Origin of the sequence: Silvanigrella aquatica (assembly GCF_001907975.1) — a bacterium.
Lineage (GTDB): Bacteria > Bdellovibrionota_B > Oligoflexia > Silvanigrellales > Silvanigrellaceae > Silvanigrella > Silvanigrella aquatica.
On record NZ_CP017834.1, the window covers coordinates 896,720 to 914,132 of the forward strand.

General features: G+C 31.8%; 14 protein-coding genes. 5 read left to right on the plus strand and 9 right to left on the minus strand.

All coding sequences use genetic code 11. The annotated features are described in order from the left end of the window. Nucleotides 1-9 precede the first annotated feature (9 nt). From mvaD to fni, 4 genes are read right to left on the minus strand one after another with little or no spacing between them, the layout of a single operon-like run. Nucleotides 10-1,218, minus strand: coding sequence for a diphosphomevalonate decarboxylase (gene mvaD, locus AXG55_RS03820; RefSeq protein WP_148696807.1), 1,209 nt, complete (start codon nt 1,216-1,218; stop codon nt 10-12). Between the two features lie 2 nt (nt 1,219-1,220). Next, complete coding sequence (locus AXG55_RS03825; protein WP_148696808.1) at nt 1,221-2,225, minus strand: mevalonate kinase family protein; 1,005 nt, start codon at nt 2,223-2,225, stop codon at nt 1,221-1,223. 12 nt (nt 2,226-2,237) lie between these two features. Continuing rightward, entirely contained in the window at nt 2,238-3,536 is a 1,299-nt protein-coding gene (locus tag AXG55_RS03830) for a hydroxymethylglutaryl-CoA reductase, degradative (RefSeq protein WP_148696809.1), read from the minus strand. A 16-nt stretch (nt 3,537-3,552) separates the two neighbouring features. Beyond that, on the minus strand, nt 3,553-4,656 hold the full coding sequence (gene fni, locus AXG55_RS03835) for a type 2 isopentenyl-diphosphate Delta-isomerase (RefSeq protein ID WP_148696810.1): 1,104 nt from the start codon (nt 4,654-4,656) through the stop codon (nt 3,553-3,555). 217 nt (nt 4,657-4,873) lie between these two features. Here fni and AXG55_RS03840 point away from each other — a divergent pair, with 217 nt between their 5' ends. Further along, on the plus strand, nt 4,874-5,491 hold the full coding sequence (locus AXG55_RS03840) for a hypothetical protein (RefSeq protein WP_148696811.1): 618 nt from the start codon (nt 4,874-4,876) through the stop codon (nt 5,489-5,491). A 2-nt stretch (nt 5,492-5,493) separates the two neighbouring features. Beyond that, nucleotides 5,494-6,138, plus strand: a complete 645-nt coding sequence (locus AXG55_RS03845; protein ID WP_148696812.1) for a hypothetical protein — start codon at nt 5,494-5,496, stop codon at nt 6,136-6,138. 7 nt (nt 6,139-6,145) lie between these two features. Here the strand turns inward: AXG55_RS03845 and AXG55_RS03850 are convergent, their stop codons facing one another. After that, nucleotides 6,146-6,409 (minus strand): hypothetical protein, encoded by a 264-nt coding sequence (locus AXG55_RS03850; protein WP_148696813.1) that lies wholly within the window; start codon nt 6,407-6,409, stop codon nt 6,146-6,148. Nucleotides 6,410-6,594: 185 nt separating this feature from the next. Between AXG55_RS03850 and AXG55_RS03855 the strand changes: the two genes are divergently transcribed. Then, nucleotides 6,595-7,293, plus strand: a complete 699-nt coding sequence (locus tag AXG55_RS03855; protein ID WP_148696814.1) for an LbetaH domain-containing protein — start codon at nt 6,595-6,597, stop codon at nt 7,291-7,293. 75 nt (nt 7,294-7,368) lie between these two features. Here AXG55_RS03855 and AXG55_RS03860 read toward each other — a convergent pair whose 3' ends face one another. Genes AXG55_RS03860 through AXG55_RS03870 form a run of 3 tightly spaced genes read right to left on the minus strand, consistent with a single transcriptional unit; the run spans nt 7,369 to nt 8,856 of the window. Continuing rightward, complete coding sequence (locus AXG55_RS03860) at nt 7,369-7,752, minus strand: hypothetical protein (RefSeq protein WP_148696815.1); 384 nt, start codon at nt 7,750-7,752, stop codon at nt 7,369-7,371. A 32-nt stretch (nt 7,753-7,784) separates the two neighbouring features. Beyond that, complete coding sequence (locus AXG55_RS03865) at nt 7,785-8,321, minus strand: hypothetical protein (protein WP_148696816.1); 537 nt, start codon at nt 8,319-8,321, stop codon at nt 7,785-7,787. A gap of 1 nt (nt 8,322) precedes the next feature. Next, nucleotides 8,323-8,856 carry a hypothetical protein gene (locus AXG55_RS03870; RefSeq protein WP_148696817.1) on the minus strand — a complete coding sequence of 178 codons (534 nt, stop codon included), beginning with the start codon at nt 8,854-8,856 and terminating at the stop codon, nt 8,323-8,325. A 396-nt stretch (nt 8,857-9,252) separates the two neighbouring features. Between AXG55_RS03870 and AXG55_RS03875 the strand changes: the two genes are divergently transcribed. Beyond that, on the plus strand, nt 9,253-15,039 hold the full coding sequence (locus tag AXG55_RS03875; protein WP_148696818.1) for a calcium-binding protein: 5,787 nt from the start codon (nt 9,253-9,255) through the stop codon (nt 15,037-15,039). Between the two features lie 313 nt (nt 15,040-15,352). Further along, the gene (locus AXG55_RS03880; RefSeq protein WP_148696819.1) at nt 15,353-17,056 is read left to right on the plus strand and encodes a hypothetical protein; all 1,704 of its coding nucleotides are present in this window, start codon (nt 15,353-15,355) and stop codon (nt 17,054-17,056) included. Between the two features lie 74 nt (nt 17,057-17,130). Here AXG55_RS03880 and rpmF read toward each other — a convergent pair whose 3' ends face one another. Further along, a complete protein-coding gene (gene rpmF / locus AXG55_RS03885) occupies nt 17,131-17,337 on the minus strand; it encodes a 50S ribosomal protein L32 (protein ID WP_148696820.1) in 207 nt (68 codons plus the stop codon). Nucleotides 17,338-17,413: the final 76 nt, after the last annotated feature.

Below are 17,413 nucleotides of genomic sequence, written 5' to 3' on the forward strand. Positions count from 1 at the left end.
TAATGAAACTCACGATAACGTTGTTGTGAGATGCGCCCTGTTTTCTATCCTTTCGTATTCGCTTCTTCCTATGATGAGTGACTCATTAAAATTATTGACAATATTATTAATTTTTCTGTTAAGAAACTTTTGTGCAATTTGATGAAATTCTTGAACGAAAGAAAGAGAATCGGGCATAAATAAGACATGGAGGTTGGGTCCTGCATCCAATGTCCAGAATGCTTTTGCTTCATATTTATTACGGAGTTTTACAAATATAGAAATAATTTCTGCTGTTTCATTATTTAAGTAACAAGCTTTAGGCTCGCCCGTTTGCATAACAGCGTGCATAGAATAGGCGTCTTCCTCGGAAAGATATTGAATAAAATCAAAGTCGAACTCTTGTAAACCTTTTTCCATTAATTTCATTCGTGAAGGAATTCCGGCAACACGAATTTTATGAAAAGGTGAGGTCTCTGCGAATTTATGTCCTTCGGAACTCGAGGTGCTTTTTTCATTGCTATCAAGAATAAAAACGACATGTTGCAGAGTGCGCCATTTAGGATGATATTTTAAATTTTGAGTTTCAGAAAAATCTATTTTATGATCTGAGGGTGTTTCCCATTTGACAAAAAACTTATCATCTCCGGTTAGGGCGCTTCGGGTTGCTGAGCCGCTGCCCAGTCGAGACCATTCCGTGAGCCAAATTTTTAATTCCTGCTCAGTAAAATGAATTTGTAATTGTAGAAGATCAGCAATAGCAGCAACTAACGCGGCATAGCCAGAAGCGCTTGAGGCTATGCCGCATGCTGTTGGAAAATTATTATAACTATCAATTTTAAGGTAAATTTCTTTACCAAAGGGAAATAAAATAGATTTAATAAGTCTGTCCATTTTATGCGGTATTTGAATAATTTCATTATTCTTATTTTTCAAAATCAATTGGTTTGAAAAAAGCGCATCGGATTTTATTTCATCGGGAAAAAAACGTCCTAAAGCTGTTACTTTTGTGAAGGAACGAAATCCTCCTAAAGTATAACTTATGCTTGAGTTTATAGGAATTTGCTCTCTACCCAGAGTTTTACCCCAGTATTTTAGTAAAGCAATATTGCTTGGTGCAGAAGCATATCCGAGATCACCATTTTGAATTATAATTTTTTCAGCGATTTTTAATTCCAAAATTTTATTTTGCAATTTTTTTAGTGATGCCGGGATATCTGTAATGAGATTTTGATTCATGTTTACGACCCATAATTTTCAAATGCAAATGAAATATTTTTTTCTGGAATTTGACAATTTTGAATTAATGCAGATTTTTTTGCTAAAACCCATATGCAATCGCCATGACCAGCGCCCATAGTTTTAAAGGGAATATGAAATAAATCAAGTTTGGCTAGAAGATTATTAAAACTTTCCGATTCCGTAGGAATAATTTCTTGATTTTGAGCTATTTTTAAAGATTTTTGCATTGCCAGGGCTAAATCTTCAAATGAATTATGATTGTAAAGCTCATTTGCAATATCTGAATGCTGTGCTGCAAAATTTAATTTATTTTTTTCACTTTGAAATTTTTTTAATGCTTTTTTTGTATCGGAATAAATATGAGTTGCAATAAAACAACCTAGATTTGAAATATGTTCTTTTGGATAAAAACTTTCAATTTTTGGAATAGCAGAACCTTCTTGATTTTGGAAACTCCAAAATTGAATTACATTTTTGTCCGTTATATTTGAGCCGGCAAGTTGCACAGCAACGTCATAACCACTGCCCTGCCCTTGAATATTTTGTATGGAAGTGCGCACATTTTTCCAAAATAGAGTGCTGGTTAAATAATCTTTATTATTATAAATCATTTGCCATAATATTTTAGAAAATCCCGCAATTAACGCTGAGGAAGAGCCAAATCCTAGGGATGGTGAAAATGAATTTTCAATATGAAATTCAAGATCCCAATTTTTTAAATGCAGATGCCAGGGTTTTAATAAATTAACAAAGAAAAAAGAGTCACGATCAAGTGGAGATTTATTTTCCTGAATAAATTGTTCATTTGAAATATTTAAACTTTGACTGTTAAAAAAATCACTATTAATTTTTATTTGGCAATTGTTACTTTGTTTTTTTAAGGTAGCCGATATTTGGAAATAGTCTTGAAAAAAGGTAACAGCAAGTGCCCTTCCGCCGTATAAGACCCCATATTCCCCAAAAAGTAACGCTTTTGCAGGAATACATACATTAAATCGATTCATTTATAAGCTTCTTTATTGTTTGTCGATTTGGTCTTCAACAACCGAAATGCTTGGAAGATGATCGTATTGACGCATCATTTCAAGGTTTTTCTCATGTAATGCCATATGCCCTTTTTGAATTCCTTCACAACCAAGAGCGCGGATAGCAGAGAGATTTTGCGCCAGTCCGACGCTTGCAATGAGTGCCGACAGCCTCGAGGCACTGGGAGAACCCATGAGTTTCAAACATGCCGTTGCGGAAGGATGAATTTTTGTAACTCCTCCTACTGTTCCTACGGCAATGGGGAGAGCGATTTCCCCTTGGAGACGATTGTTGTTGTTAATAAACCATTTTGTCAGAGGTTTGTAAGTCCCACTGAGTGAGGCAAAAGCATGACAGCCCGCCTCTACGGCACGCCAATCATTTCCGGTTGCGATAACGACGGGATCGATTCCGTTCATAATGCCTTTATTGTGCGTCGCCGCACGGAAGGGGTCTAAGTCGGCAAATTCCCAGACAGAGCAAATTCTTTTTGCTGCTTCTTCGCCGGAATAGCCATCACGTTCTAATGCTGAAAATTCAATTTCACATTTTACTTTTGTAACGCGGTGTATGGTTAAGTTTGTTAATATTTTTGAGCCTACAGCACAAGGTAACAATTCCGGCAATTTACGACCGACTTCTTCTGCAATGGAATTGACAATATTTGCTCCCATTGCTTCGCAGGTATCTACGTTAATGTGTATGACATGATATCCAGGTTTTGCTAGAGATCTGAGTTCAACGGATTTAACTCCACCCCCTCGTTGTGCCAGTCTCGGTTGGGATTGGTGAGCATAAGTAAAAATTTGCTCTTTGAGATACTCGTGGAAGATAGCGTGAATATTAATTGACGCATCTACAATAAATTGGATTTGGCAAGTGGCAATATTTTCTGTGGGTTCTGAGAAAAACCCTCCACAGGTTCTTGCTAATTTGGCACCAAAGCTTGCTGCGGCAACAACACTGGATTCTTCAACAGCCATAGGGATGAATATTTCTTGGCCGTCAATTAGAAAATTGGTTGCAATGCCCAAAGGGAGTGTAAAACCTCCAATACAGTTTTCAATAAATTTTTCTGCCTGATTAAGTGATAAGGCTCCAGAATTATTTAAAAAATGAGCTTCCTCTTGAGTCAAGATGTTTCTAGAAACAAGCGCTTGGCAGCGTTGTTTTGAATTCATTTGGGCAAAATTAGGTATACGGCTTGAGGAGTTCACATGATGGGAATGTGTTGATTTTGCGACAGTTTCCGCTTGAATGACGGATAAAGGCTGATTGTCTTTGATCATCTGTTTTACCTTTAGCTTATAGGCTTTCCCGCACAATGCGAGAACTTAAATCTGAAAGCATTTTCGCTCCAGAACAAAACATAGTGATAGAAAGGGATTTTTTGAAAAAAGACAGTTCCCTTTCAACCGATTCTAATGGAGTTTCTCCTTTTAAGGGAGACACCGCTGCGCGAAACAAAGGTAAACCAACTCCAACCATAGTTGCACCAACAGCCACTGCTTTTGCGACATGAAGACCATTTCTCATTCCACCGGTGGCAACTAAAGGGACATTATATTGAAAATCTTTTTTCACTTTCGCGCAAGCGATAAGTGACTCGTCTGTGGGGAGACCCCAGTTTCGGAAGAGATCTCCTAATCGTTCGCCTTCCTTATTTGCTCGTAGACCTTCAATATAGCCCCAACTGGTTCCCCCTTTGCCGCCGACATCAATTCCAGAAACTCCTGCATTGACGAGTTTTTGAAACGTAGAGGGGGAAAGCCCCGATCCCACTTCTTTTATAAGTAACGGAACAGGTAAGGTTTTTGCAATAATTTCAATTTTTTGCAATAAATTTGCAAAATTTCTTTCACCTTCAGGTTGTATGCACTCCTGGAGAGCATTGAGATGTAAGGCAAAAGCGTTTAGCTCTAAATCATCAACCAGTCGTTGGATATCTTCAAGAGAAATGCCATAATTTAGACTGACAGCGCCTAAGTTTCCAATTATAAATAATTTTGGAGCTGTTTTTCTAATATCAAATAGTTTTTTGAATTTAGGCTCTTTAATCATCATTTTTTGAGAGCCTAATCCCATGGGAATATTGAATTTCTCAGCAGCTAAAGCCAATGTTTCGTTAATTTCCTGCCCTTTTTCCACACCACCTGTCATAGCTGTAATAAGAATAGGAAGATCAAAGGTTTGTCCAAAAAACTCTTGTTTTGTGTTGATTTCTGAAAAATGAAGCTCAGGGAGTGCCTCGGGTACAAAGTTCATTTTTGCAAAAAGTTCGGCATTTGATTCTACATTTTGCGTTTGACAGATCCGAATGTGATCATTTTTTCGATCCGCCATTAATTCGGGGGTGTCCTCTGTAAACTTGCTAAAATGATTAAGTTTTTGGTTTTTTAAATGTGACAAGGTCAAATGCTCCAAACACAAAAAAAATTGCTTGAGTTATTCATACGCCTTTCAGAGGCTTAACATATAACGCTACACAATCAAGAGAAAGAAAAAATAAAAATACTTTATCTGTTTCTTTATTTTGACGACATATAGGAAAGAAGTAAATTTGACTATTGAAAGGACTTATACTATAATAAAATATAGTCATTTCAATGGGTTATTGGAGGCGAGCATGGGCTCCAAGCAAGACTTGAATGCGCTTTGGATGACGGAAGTCAATCCTAAGCAGTTTTTTCATGAAATGGTTGTTGAGGCGCAAGAACGTCAAAACTTAAAACTCTCTGAAAATGTTGAGTTTTATATAGTTAATCTTTTATGTGCTTATTTAAGGACGGCAGAATCAGATGACAATGAGGACTGCTTAGCCTTGATCCTTAAAAAAGCCTTAGAAAGTCCCTTCGCGGAAAAAATCGCACTTTATAAAAAACTTGCCGACACATCACTCTATTTTTCAGGATTTTTTCAAGAATATTTCAATCGAAAAAGTTTTAACATTCGTTACTACGTAAATATGGGTGAATCGGCATATGGAGAGCTTTCGAATTTACTAAGAGGAAAATCAACATATCAGAGTACAATGTCTCGTATTTATTCTGAAATGAGTAAAAGCTTTTTAAAAGCCGTAGATATTTTACTTGATATTTCCGAACAGACTTCACAGCAAGGTAACGAAAGAACTATTTTGAGTATTTACGATGCGTGGTTAAATACAGCCAGTCCAAAACTAGAAAAAGAACTTTACTCGAGAGGGGTGAACCCTATAAAAGGTTCAAATCGTAAGGTTCAATAGCAATGACAAATAATATTAAAACAAATAAAATTGTTTTAACATGTGAAAATATTCTAAAAATAATATCTAAATACTATAATTTTACTGAGTGTGAATCCTTAGAAAATTTTGTTTTGCCAGTCTCAAATTCTCTACCAGATAATTGTGGGCAAATTTTATTTGAAGAAAATCCTAATGAAGATGAATTATTTATTGGAATACAATTTGGTAAAGATATAATGCAAGACTTTGAATGCAATAAAATTATTTCCTTAAATAGTTTAGCAGTGGTTTCTGAAGAAATAAGTCATTTTAAAATTCTTATAGACACAGTTCAATTAAACTCTTCTGTCAGCTTACTTGAAGTAGAAATGCTTGGAGAAATAGATAGATTTTTGTGTCTTATGCATTGGAATGAAGACAGTAAAGAACAAAAAATAAATAATAATTGGCAGAATTTACATGATATCTGTGATGCTGTTTTTACTGGAAATCGATTTACAGGGGTCAATGACAAGCTTTATATTGAGGCCGAAGGAATGGCTTTTAAACATTTAAAAGAAGCTTTTTCAAAAGAATGGGATACTTCTCACTACGATTTTACTCAAATTAATTCTAAGGCAAAAACATATTTAACCAAAATGAGAAAAAATATCTTGCGTGCGTAAAAAAATTTCACATAATTTTTTTCTGATCAAAATAACTATTTGCAATTTCATCTTCATTTTCAAATTGAATCGAGAATTGCTGTGTTTTGGCACGCGTTTCTTTTTTCCAAAGAAACCAAGCAATAGACTGCTCTTCAAGCCAGTAATATTGTTCCTTAGCATTAATGGGGATGAGAATGTCGCAAAGTAATTTTGCTTCTTCATAACTGGCATTGGGGTTTAATTCTGTCCACTTCCGAAACTTTTCTTTAAAATCATTTTTATCGAACATTTTAATTCTCGCTTTTGAGCAGAATTTATAACAGAGGCATGCTTAAAATTCATGCATCATATATTATTTCGGATAAAAAGTGAATCTCTTAAGTGTAATTTGCTTCAATTCATGTGAAAGTTATGAATCTCGCTTTGCTTTTAACTTGAATTGAAAGTAACAATGCCTTTCAAGGGAGAAAATTCATGAACCGCATCTCAATTGAATCTAAATTTGTAACAAATGAAGTGCTTTTTGAGCTCAAAAGATCAGAAGAACTAAAAATTGCTCATGATTTATGTTTATTTTTGCAAGAAGCCGAGTTTCCATGGCGCGTCTTAGGAAAAACACTTACGCAATTTATTGAAAGATTGGTTAATTCGGTTGATAAAAATCATAGAATTAATGGAAATGTGAGTGATTATGCATATTTTGAGAATAAAGATCAGATTGTTATTTGCCAAGGGGCTGTAGTGGAACCCGGTGCTTTTATTGCGGGTCCTGCGTTTATTGGTCCTCATGCTGTCGTGCGTCATGGAGCTTACATTCGTGGATCTGTTTATGTGGGTGAGGGAGCTGTTGTTGGTCATACGACTGAATGCAAAGGTTCTATTTTGCTACCTTTTGCAAAGGCTGCCCATTTTAATTATATTGGAGATTCTATTTTAGGTTATGATTGTAATTTAGGAGCAGGAACAAAGCTTGCTAATTTAAAAATAAATCACAAAAATATTATTTTGGCTTTAGATAATAAAAAATTAGATACAGGTTTAAAAAAATTCGGAGCTATTCTTGGTAACAGAGCGCAAACGGGCTGTAATTCTGTCACAAATCCTGGGACAATCATGTTACCTGAAACTATACTGCTTCCAAACCAAACTGCTTTGGGTGTGATCAAAAGGTAAATTCTAATTTTCATCGTATCTGTTTTTAAAAATTTAATTATATTTTATAGAATTTTGACCAGCAATTTAACAATACTAAAAAATTATGAAGCGATAATTACTAGATAAAAAGGATACATGACCCGGGTATATATTTTTTTTATCTGTAGCAAATACAGACCAGTTTTGAAAATAATGATCACTAGGTTGTGGATATATAAAATTTATTCCAAACTGTTGTATGCATTCATTCTTAAGTTCTTTAATTTTATCAATACCACCTTCAGGTAAAAAATAATAATATGAATAAAAATGATTTGTTTGCGCTATTCCCCATATCCCACTTACCCTCTGATTTCCATTAGATAGCCACTGCCAATTTTTATCTTTATCCGCACAAATAACACTTGTTTCAACTGAACTCATAGCATTTTTACTAAAAAACAAAATAATGAAAATTAAATTGTAAAAATATTTCATATTTTCTCCCCTTTTTTTAAATGTGAAAAAATTTAATAGAAATTTTTAAAGATTAAATCATATACAATATTTGAGTTTAAAAAATTGGTCATCTTGTCATTTCCTAGAAAATAAAGACTTTTTTGGGAATATAAATGCTTATTATATCCGTTATTTTTAGTCTTTACATTTTTTAATACATCAACAAATCCCCCTATAAACAGGTCTGTATTTATTGCAAATAGAGACCAATTTGAAATTGAATAATTTGCAGGTTGGACTATGAAATATTCTCTGCCAAAATTTCTTTTGCACATTTGAATAGTTTTTGAAATGAAATTTTGTTCTTCATTAATTAAAAAATAGGAAAATTTAAAATTATATACTGCTCGTGGATTTTCTTTAATTGAATCCCATTTATTCCAAATCCCATTTACTTCAACATATTTTTTATTATTATCTTGAAGCCAGTACCAGTTTCTTTTTGTATCCACGCATATTATGTATGTTTTATCAAGGGAGTATATGCTTATATTTAATAAAATATTTGGTAATGCAAATAACATAAATAAAATTAATTTATATTTCATTTTATGCACCATCTTTTAATAAAAAGTTAATTTTTATTCTATTTAATATTGAGTTTAATGTAATAAAGCTTTTATTGAAATTCTCAATTGAATATTTATTGTTATAATAATCACTATGTATTCTAAATAATTTAGTATAAGTACTGCGACCAATTTTATAATCAATAGCGATTTTACCTTGGTAAAAATGATTATTATTTAAAGCAAATAAACTCCATCTGCTAGTTATATTATTAGCGGGGTATGGTGTTTCATAATGAATACCAAAGTCATTAACACATTTTCGTGATAAATAAAAAATTTTATTTAAAGGATCATCGGGAATAAAATAAGTAAAAAAAATACCCTCGACGTGAAACCTCTCCCACTTTCCTTTAATTATTATATAATTTCCATTTGCATCAAGTAACCACTTCCAATTATCTCGATTATCACTACAAAAAACATAAGTGTATTCTTGAGAATAGGAATTTATAAATATAGAATTTAAAATAAAAAAAATCATACAAGACATTAATATCTTTATTTTTTTCATAAAAATATCCTTTATTTAAATTAATTTATTATTTGGCAAGAGTATATTTTAATAAAATATAAATCAATAGATTTTTCTTATAAAAAAGTTATGGTATAAAAAAGATCGATAGTTTCCTTTAAAAAGCGAGCAATATTAGAAAAAAAATTAAAATTTAAATATTTAACAATTTTTATTAAAAATTAAAATTTGTTATTATTATATTTTTAATATCAATAATATAAAATATTATTTAGTAATTATGTTATCGCCCGCTTCATGACATGGTGAAAGTATAGAATCGGGGTGAGTGAGAAATTATTTGCTTTTTTGAAATTCATTTTATAGAACAAGTTTAATTTGAGAATGAATCTCAGTATCAAATTATTCCATAGTAATTTCAAGGAAATAAAGTAGATGAAAAAAACAATTAAACTTATTTCAATATTCACCATTTCTGCAATTGCATTTCAAACGGGATGCTCCAAAAATATTAAGAATAATTCTGCAAGTTCAAATGATAACAATTATTTGTCAACAAAATCTTCGCTCACATATGATTCAAATGTGGCCATGTCATCTTCTGAGATAAGGAATGTTGAAAAGGAATATGGAAAGTTACAAAATTTATTTATAAATTATGATGATATAGTCTCTCGTCATGATAAAGCTAAGTATTTAGAAGAGACTTATAAAGAGTATGACGTAAAAATTCAGCGAATTAAAAAAAATAATGAGAATATATCTAATCAAGAAGAAAATGATGAAAGCGAGAACAAAAATGTACCAAAAGAAACATGGCGCCTTTCAGCAACTTTTTATCCAGAGGGTACAAAAGTATTTGATACATTGGAACAACTTAATTCTGCTTTGCAATCAAAAATATATAATCATTTAAAGTCTAATTTTACAAAAATTACAGAAATTGAAAAAAGTTATCATGTTAAAATTAAGCATATATTAAACGATCATAAATATAAATTTGAACTCACTGCCGACTGGCTTGATTCTATTCTAAAATTTAATGATATAGCTTCATTAGAAAAGACATTATTAAATGCTTATCATTTAAAACAAATGGATAAAATAACAACTCTTTTTCATATTATTCGAGGTAAAGATCCTAAGACAGCGACTAAACTTTCCCCTCTTAAGGCAGGAAATGCTTTTATATTGGATGGTTTTGACGATCTTGCAACGGCATTAGAGAGTTCGCAACTCTCCAAGCAACTTGTGTATTTAATTCAAGGAACACTATTTTACCCTGCTTTTATCTTTTTTGTGGGAAGTGGGGTCGAAGGAGCTACGGAGCAGCATCAAGAGCTTAAAGTAGAATTAAAAAATCTGCTCTTAGAAAGTTATGAGCAAGAACTAGAAATTAAAGAAACAATTAAAAGTATTATTGATGAAAATCAAAAAATTCCCGATGATTTGATAAAATTAAGTATTGATAATTCTAATTTCAAGATAAATGTAATGAAGAAAATAGCAAAGCTCATAAATTCTTCAGAGGCAAATGTTCTTTCAGAGACGGCACAATTTATGAGAGATCAGCAAAGCAAATTAAAATATCAGGGGGATAATTTAACTATATCATTAAATAATGTTCCTGAAAAAATAAAAATAGCACTTGTTAATTTATCTAAAAATAACACAATTGATTCTTTTAATGTAAACGATAATAAATCATTAGATTTATTAATGCAATTAAAGAGATTTAAAGAAACGCAAGAAAATTCATTAAAGTCATATTATGAATCACACTTACCAGGTTCCTTAACGGAAAGTGGATTAATTTCTATGTACCGAGGGATGCTCGCTTTTGAAAGTAGAGCTTTGTTAAAATTATTAGAATCGTTTTCTTCAAGAAACGCAGCTATAAATTTGGGAAAATTTGAGTTTGCATCTTTTCTTGAAACTTTAGGTAATGGATTATTAGCTGCGGGACAAATGCATATGGTCTTGGGCGGATTGGTAAATGTGGCCTATGATATTAAAGAAATGCACTCCATTCAAGATTGGATCCAACTTGTCAATAACAGTCCTGTATTTGATGAGAATAAAAATGCAAAACCGGAAATGGTAGAAACTAAGAAAATATTAAATAATTTTTATAAACGTTTACAGGTTTTAACCGGATTTAAAACAGTAGGTACAATTTCCTTGACTGCGGGGCAATTAGCCATGCTTGTAGGAGGACCTTACGGTATATCCAATGTGCCACTTACTCTGAGCGGTGCAGGAGCCACTATTTTTGGCGTGGCTTTTGGACAGGCATTTGATAAAATCATTGAAAATAAATATGAATTTGAGGATCCTGAAGAAGGCTCTGAAGAACATAAAATCATTTCAGGAGAATATGATTTAGATAATCCCGATGAAAATAAAACCAATCCTCTGGAGCGAATTGTTTATCGCATCTCATTATTAAATGATTTGTCGCAAAAAAGAGCTGCTGTGCGTGTGTGGCATAAACTTTATACTAAATTAGAACGACATCCAAAAATGGATATTGAAGATTTAATTCAAAAAACAAGAAAGGGGTTTTTAACCGGGGCTGCTTATCATGTATTTTATTTAAAGGCATTAGACTCTATATTTCCAAAGGATAATCCTGTTTTAAGAAAAATAAATCATAATTTTTTAATTGAAGCGAAACAATATTTACTCGATAATAAAAATCTGAAAAATAAGAATTCTAATATATTATTTCATCGTTATATGATCCAGCATTTAAGTTATGTGAAAAGTGCTGTCGATAAAAAAATAACGGCTCCACTAGCTATGCCTGAAATTGATACTGTCAGTGATCTGTCACAGTTAACTCCATCCGATCTCGCTCGTGAAATTAAATATATTTTTGATTATACAGATATATTAGGTGTCAGCGAACAACTTGAGCAAAAAATTGTATCGAGAATTGTGAAGGGTGATGGTTCTTTATTAGACAAAGGAATTTTAGAAAAAGCTCATGATTATATCCAAGTTGAGAAAATTGGTTCCGTTGATATTGCCTCAAAAGAAAGTATTTTTTCTGGAATTAAATCAATTGCTAAAATATATCGCAATTATTATTTGCCCGATTTTTTAAGACCTGCCGAAACAAAAATAAATAAATTTGTAGCAACAGGAATGACCAATGAAAAAATTATTTTCTTTTTTGATAGGGAAAAGTTTTTAGATGATTTAAAGAATTTTAATAAGCTTTCTGAGGATAAAAAACTGGCATTTGGTGATATTTTAAAAACAATTTTTTATTCTCCTATCGATGAAACACCTATGAAAGCGAAATTTGGAAGCGATCTCCGCACTCCCCTTAAAAAAATATTTGACGGAATTTTTGGGCAAATTTCGAGACAAGAAACACTACGCCCCGTTCTACATACCATTCCACAGCAGCTTGAATTATACGATTATACTGAAAAATTATTTCATATTGAAAAACCGTCTTCGAATCGAAAGCAAACAATTTCAACCATTACAAATCGCGTTGTCAATGGCATAAATAGCGTCAATGTGGGAATGAATATTCTTTACACACCTGCACGTATTCAAAGCATTGCACGAATGTCGGGTGAAGGAGATCATCTTCGTGCTTCACGTGATAGTATAGAAATGATCTTTGACCATGGTGATTTAATTGTAGATGTCATTCGTGGGCCTCAACTTTTACAATCTCATGCCAAATTATATCGGAATCTTGCAGGAGCACAGGTTGCTCTTAATCTGGCAACAGCAGGATTTAGTATTTGGCAGGCGGTCGATGACTTAGCAGAAGCTTCGAAGGCAACGGGCAAAAGAAAGCAAGATTTAGAAGTTTCAGGCGGCATTGCTGCAGCATCTGCGGGTGTTTCCTTCGCTACCATTGGATTTATGCCGATGACGACCATGGCGGGTCCTATTGGGGCAGCAGCAGGATTTATATTAATGTCGGCACAAAGCATTTATTCAACAGTAAGGTTACATGAAAATTTAACAGAATTGGGTGTGGATGAAAAAACAACAGCCACTTTAGGCGCTTTTAGTCTTATGACTTTTGGCATGCAGTTCGATCATAGTAATGTTCCTGGAGTTGCTTATGCTACAAAGGTAAGGGCAAAGGAAAATCAAATAAAAGAAAGTATAACTGAATTTAATAAAGATTCACAAAAAAATAATTTTTATTTTACAAAAGTTATTGCTCCTAAAATAAGTTATTACTATCCCTATGAAATTCGAGAATCTACAATTGGTCATTGTAATATCGGAGGCTGTAGCACTTCATCGAAAGGTGGGCAATTGCTAGCTGAAAAAATTCATCAATGTCAAAGTCATAATGTATATCCCGAAAATGCATTAAATCAGTCTTTTTTTCAAGGACATAAGCAATTTTTAACTCAAAACTCAAATAAATTGGATTTAAAAAAATATAAAAAAAATGAAGTTCCAACAAGTTATTTATCTTGGGGTACTTCCCATACATTTTATGACGATACGCGTTATTGTGATTTTAATTCCTTTAAGGAATTTGCACCAATGCAGGTTTATCATTCAAATGATGCAATCTCATCAAATGTAAAAAAATCTCATTATGCTAATTTAATTCATGTTGGAATTGACGATCAATACAAACATGGTCAAGCTATTTCTTATATAAATGGCGAAGAAAATTTTAAGAACTTTTTTGTTATTAATAAAGGGCAATATGGATATCAATTGAAAGGTGCTAATTATGATGATTATTTTGAAGTAAGAAATTTAATAGCATCAGCAAATAATTTTCCAAATAAAATTTCTGGAAGAGAAGGTGTTAATACCATTTCATTGCAATCTTTAGAATTAGACGACAATAAATTGGATGAAAATCAAAATTATATTTTTGTAAAACAGCATGCTTCGCAAATTCATAAAGATAGCAAATTAGTTGAAAATATGGCTTATCAAGTTGCATTTAATGCTTTAGTCAAAGAGCAAAATATTTTTGAAAGTAAAAGACTTCCTGAAATTGAAGATGTGACTCATTTTATTGGTTCTCCATTTCCTGATTTTTACATAGGAACGGCTCGTGATGATTTTATTTATGGTAACAAAGGTAACGATAAGTTATTTGGTGGTGCTGGGAATGATGTATTAGCTGGGGGTGAAGGCATAGATGAACTCATTGGTGGAACAGGTGCAGATACTTATATTGTAAATAAAAATGATTTTCTAAATTCAAATGAGAATTATGATATTATTAATATTTTTGAGAAAAATAGTTCTCTGGAGCCCTTTTATAGTTCAGATAAAGAAGATAAAGATCTTATTTTAACTGATTTAGATCACCTTGGAGTTTATCGAGAAAATCAAGATCTTTGGATAGTCTCTAATTCTGAAGAACTTTTAAAAATTAGAGATTTAAATCGAAATGACCATATTAAAATTGCTAAAGTAAAAAACTTTTTTGGAATTATTAAAGAAAATAATCATAATTATCCTGTTATAGCTTCGAAAAATGGTTATATATTAAATTATGACCCTGAAAAAATAGATACAAATATAACTTGGATTTCTAATATTATGATAAATTCTGGAAGTCGTGTTGAAAGAAAAGATTTAGTTGATATTCATCAAAATATACAAACTGATTATGGCATACGAGTCGATAATAAAGATAATTTAAAACATATAAAAAATATTTATGGAACACCAAATTCAGATATAATAGTTGGAAATGATGAAGATAATATAATTATGAGCAATGGTGGCAATGATTATATAAAAACAGGAAAGGGCAATGATATTATTTTTGCTTCATTAGATTTATCCGAACAAACAAATATTTTAGACTTGGATGGTGGAGAAGGCGAAGACATATATAAAATAACTCTTTCTCAATCAAATTCTAAAAATAGAAATCCTGCTGAAATTCGTATTAAAGATATAAAAGAAGAAAATAATTCCTTCGTTGTTATTGATTTGCCAGACTATAGTGATGCAAAAGGAATTACAAAAGTATCGACTTCTCATAACGGTGATATGCAATTTTATGATGCATTGGGGAATACTCTATTTACACTTGAATTTAAGGATAAAAGCATTCCTGCTGATTTAAAAATAATCACACCCAAGGCAGTAAAACATTTAAAAGGTGAAGTTATTTTTCAATTATTAAGCGAAAAAAATAAAAATAAGGGTTCTATACTTAATATTGATGAGTTGATTTCAGGTATAAAACTTATTTAATATTAATTTATAATTGCTATTTTGTAAAAATTATAAAATAGCAAAATATTTATCTTTAGATAAAAAATAACTTACCCTAATTTAATGATATGTCTATTTTCATTTAATTTATAAAAATGATATTATAATAATATGTAAAATATGATACCTATTTATTTCAATGAAAATTTAATTATATAGATTACCTAATTCATAATATTTCTAACAAAATTATTTTTTACAATTATTTAGCTTGATTTTTTACAATTAAAATTTATCATTCAAAAATTACTTGTTCGGTCAGTCAACATTTATAAATATCTAGAGGTTCAACATGAGACGCTTTGCTACATTGCTGCCCATCTTTACAATATTATCAACAGCCATGTTATCTTGTGGAAAAAATACTAATAATTTATCAAATAATATAACTAAAAGCACAATAAATAAAAATTTGAGTCAAGCAAATTCTATAAAGACTTCCATTCCTAATGGAGAAACCACATCGGTATCTCTTTTACAGGGCTTTAATAAAATGGGTTATACTTTTACGGAATCTTGCTTTGAAAATGACAATATTTATTATCCTAAAAATATAGAAAAAAGTGTTGTTAACTTATCTGATAATATGAAAGAAGTAGATTTTAGAAATGTCTTAAATATTGGAGTTTCTGCGTCGGTGCCTGTTAAAGGTTTTGAGATTGCTCCTGAATTAAAATATGCTCGTGAGGCTTCTGTCTCTAGGCTCAGTCGCTCCACGACCTATTCTGTTTATGTAAGATTAGGTGATGCAAAAATCACAAAAGAAAAAGATAGTAAAATACGACTGAAACCTTCTTTGAATTCCTTATTTGATGCCAATGGTGTGTTAGTTGATAAATACAATTTTATGAAAAAATGTGGCGATGAAATCATTACGCAGCAAAGGTTGTCTGCAAAAATTTTAATTACCTTAAAATTAAACTTTGATTCACAAAAAATATTAAATTCAGTAGAGCAAAAACTTGGGGTTGCACAAAATATATTATCTGTTGGTGGAAAACCGGGGGTTAATGCAAATGTGAATTATTTAAATGAGGAAGTAAAAAAAGGTGTGCATTTGACATTATATGCTGTGCAGAATGGGGGCAAGCCAGCTGAACTTACAAAAATTCTTAATCTAAAAAACAAATGTGAATTGAGTAATATTAAGGAATGCCAAGGAGTTCTTGAAAAATTAAATCAATATGTAGGGGAAGATTTTTATAATCAATTGGATGCCAGCAAGCCTGAGAAATGGTCAATTGAATCATCGCATACCGTACCATATGATGAATTAAGTGTTGAAGATAATGCGGGTAGACAGCTTAGTTTTCCTTGGGTTTCTGATTACAATGATTCTATAGCGTATGGGAAAATGAAAGCCACTGTAAATCAGGCTATAGCAAAGCAAGTAGAAAATTATTTAATTGCAAATTCTTTATTAGAATCAAAAAATTTAGCTTTAGATGAAAAAAGAAATCTCGAGGATATATCTAATAAATCGCAATTAAATGTTGAAACTTTGCAAAACTTTTCCAAAGAATGTCATAAAAATAGCAGCGATTGTTTTGATACTTCGAAATTTAAATTAAGTAGTATGATATTGACTTATGATGATGCTTTCCTAAAACCAAATATTGGCACTATTGTTGCTAAAATTCGTTCTAGTAGTTTTCCTTTGATGGGACAAAATCATCGTTCTTCTGAGGACTTTTTGGATTTTAGAAATATTATTGATAGTGGAAAGTTTTCGAGCTTATATTTTAGATTAAAAACAATTGATAATAAGATCATTGAAGATACAAAAATAAGATTTGATATTATGTGCAATAAATCTTGGTATAAAGGTTTTGATCCCGTCATATTTAATGGATTACACGCTGGATATGAAGTATTAATAGGTACTGTTCAAAATAATTTTGATAATAATTGCGGTGGTAATGAAATGGGCTACATTGCTAATCCCTCTCATGTTCCGTATGCCGATTTCAGTGTTGAAGTATGGGGTAGGGAATAATTAAAAAATCCTTAAGGGAATAAAAAAAGGGAGCTCTTGAAAAGCTCCCTTTTTTTATTTTTAAAACACACAAGTTAGCGAAGAACTGCTAAAAGGTCGTTTCTTAAAATATTTTTAGCTATAAAGCGGCCTTTGTAGAATCCGCATGATTCGCACACAGAGTGTGGGAGTCTTGGGGAAGCGCAATTTGAGCACTTGGAAAGGTTTAAAGCGGTAAGCGCATCATGGGCACGGCGCATATTACGGCGTGAACGCGAAACTTTCATCTTTGGAGTTGGCATACTAGGATATCCTCATTTGTAATTTCAAGTAGTTATTCTACTGTGAACCACATTACACATTTTAGTCTAAAATAAA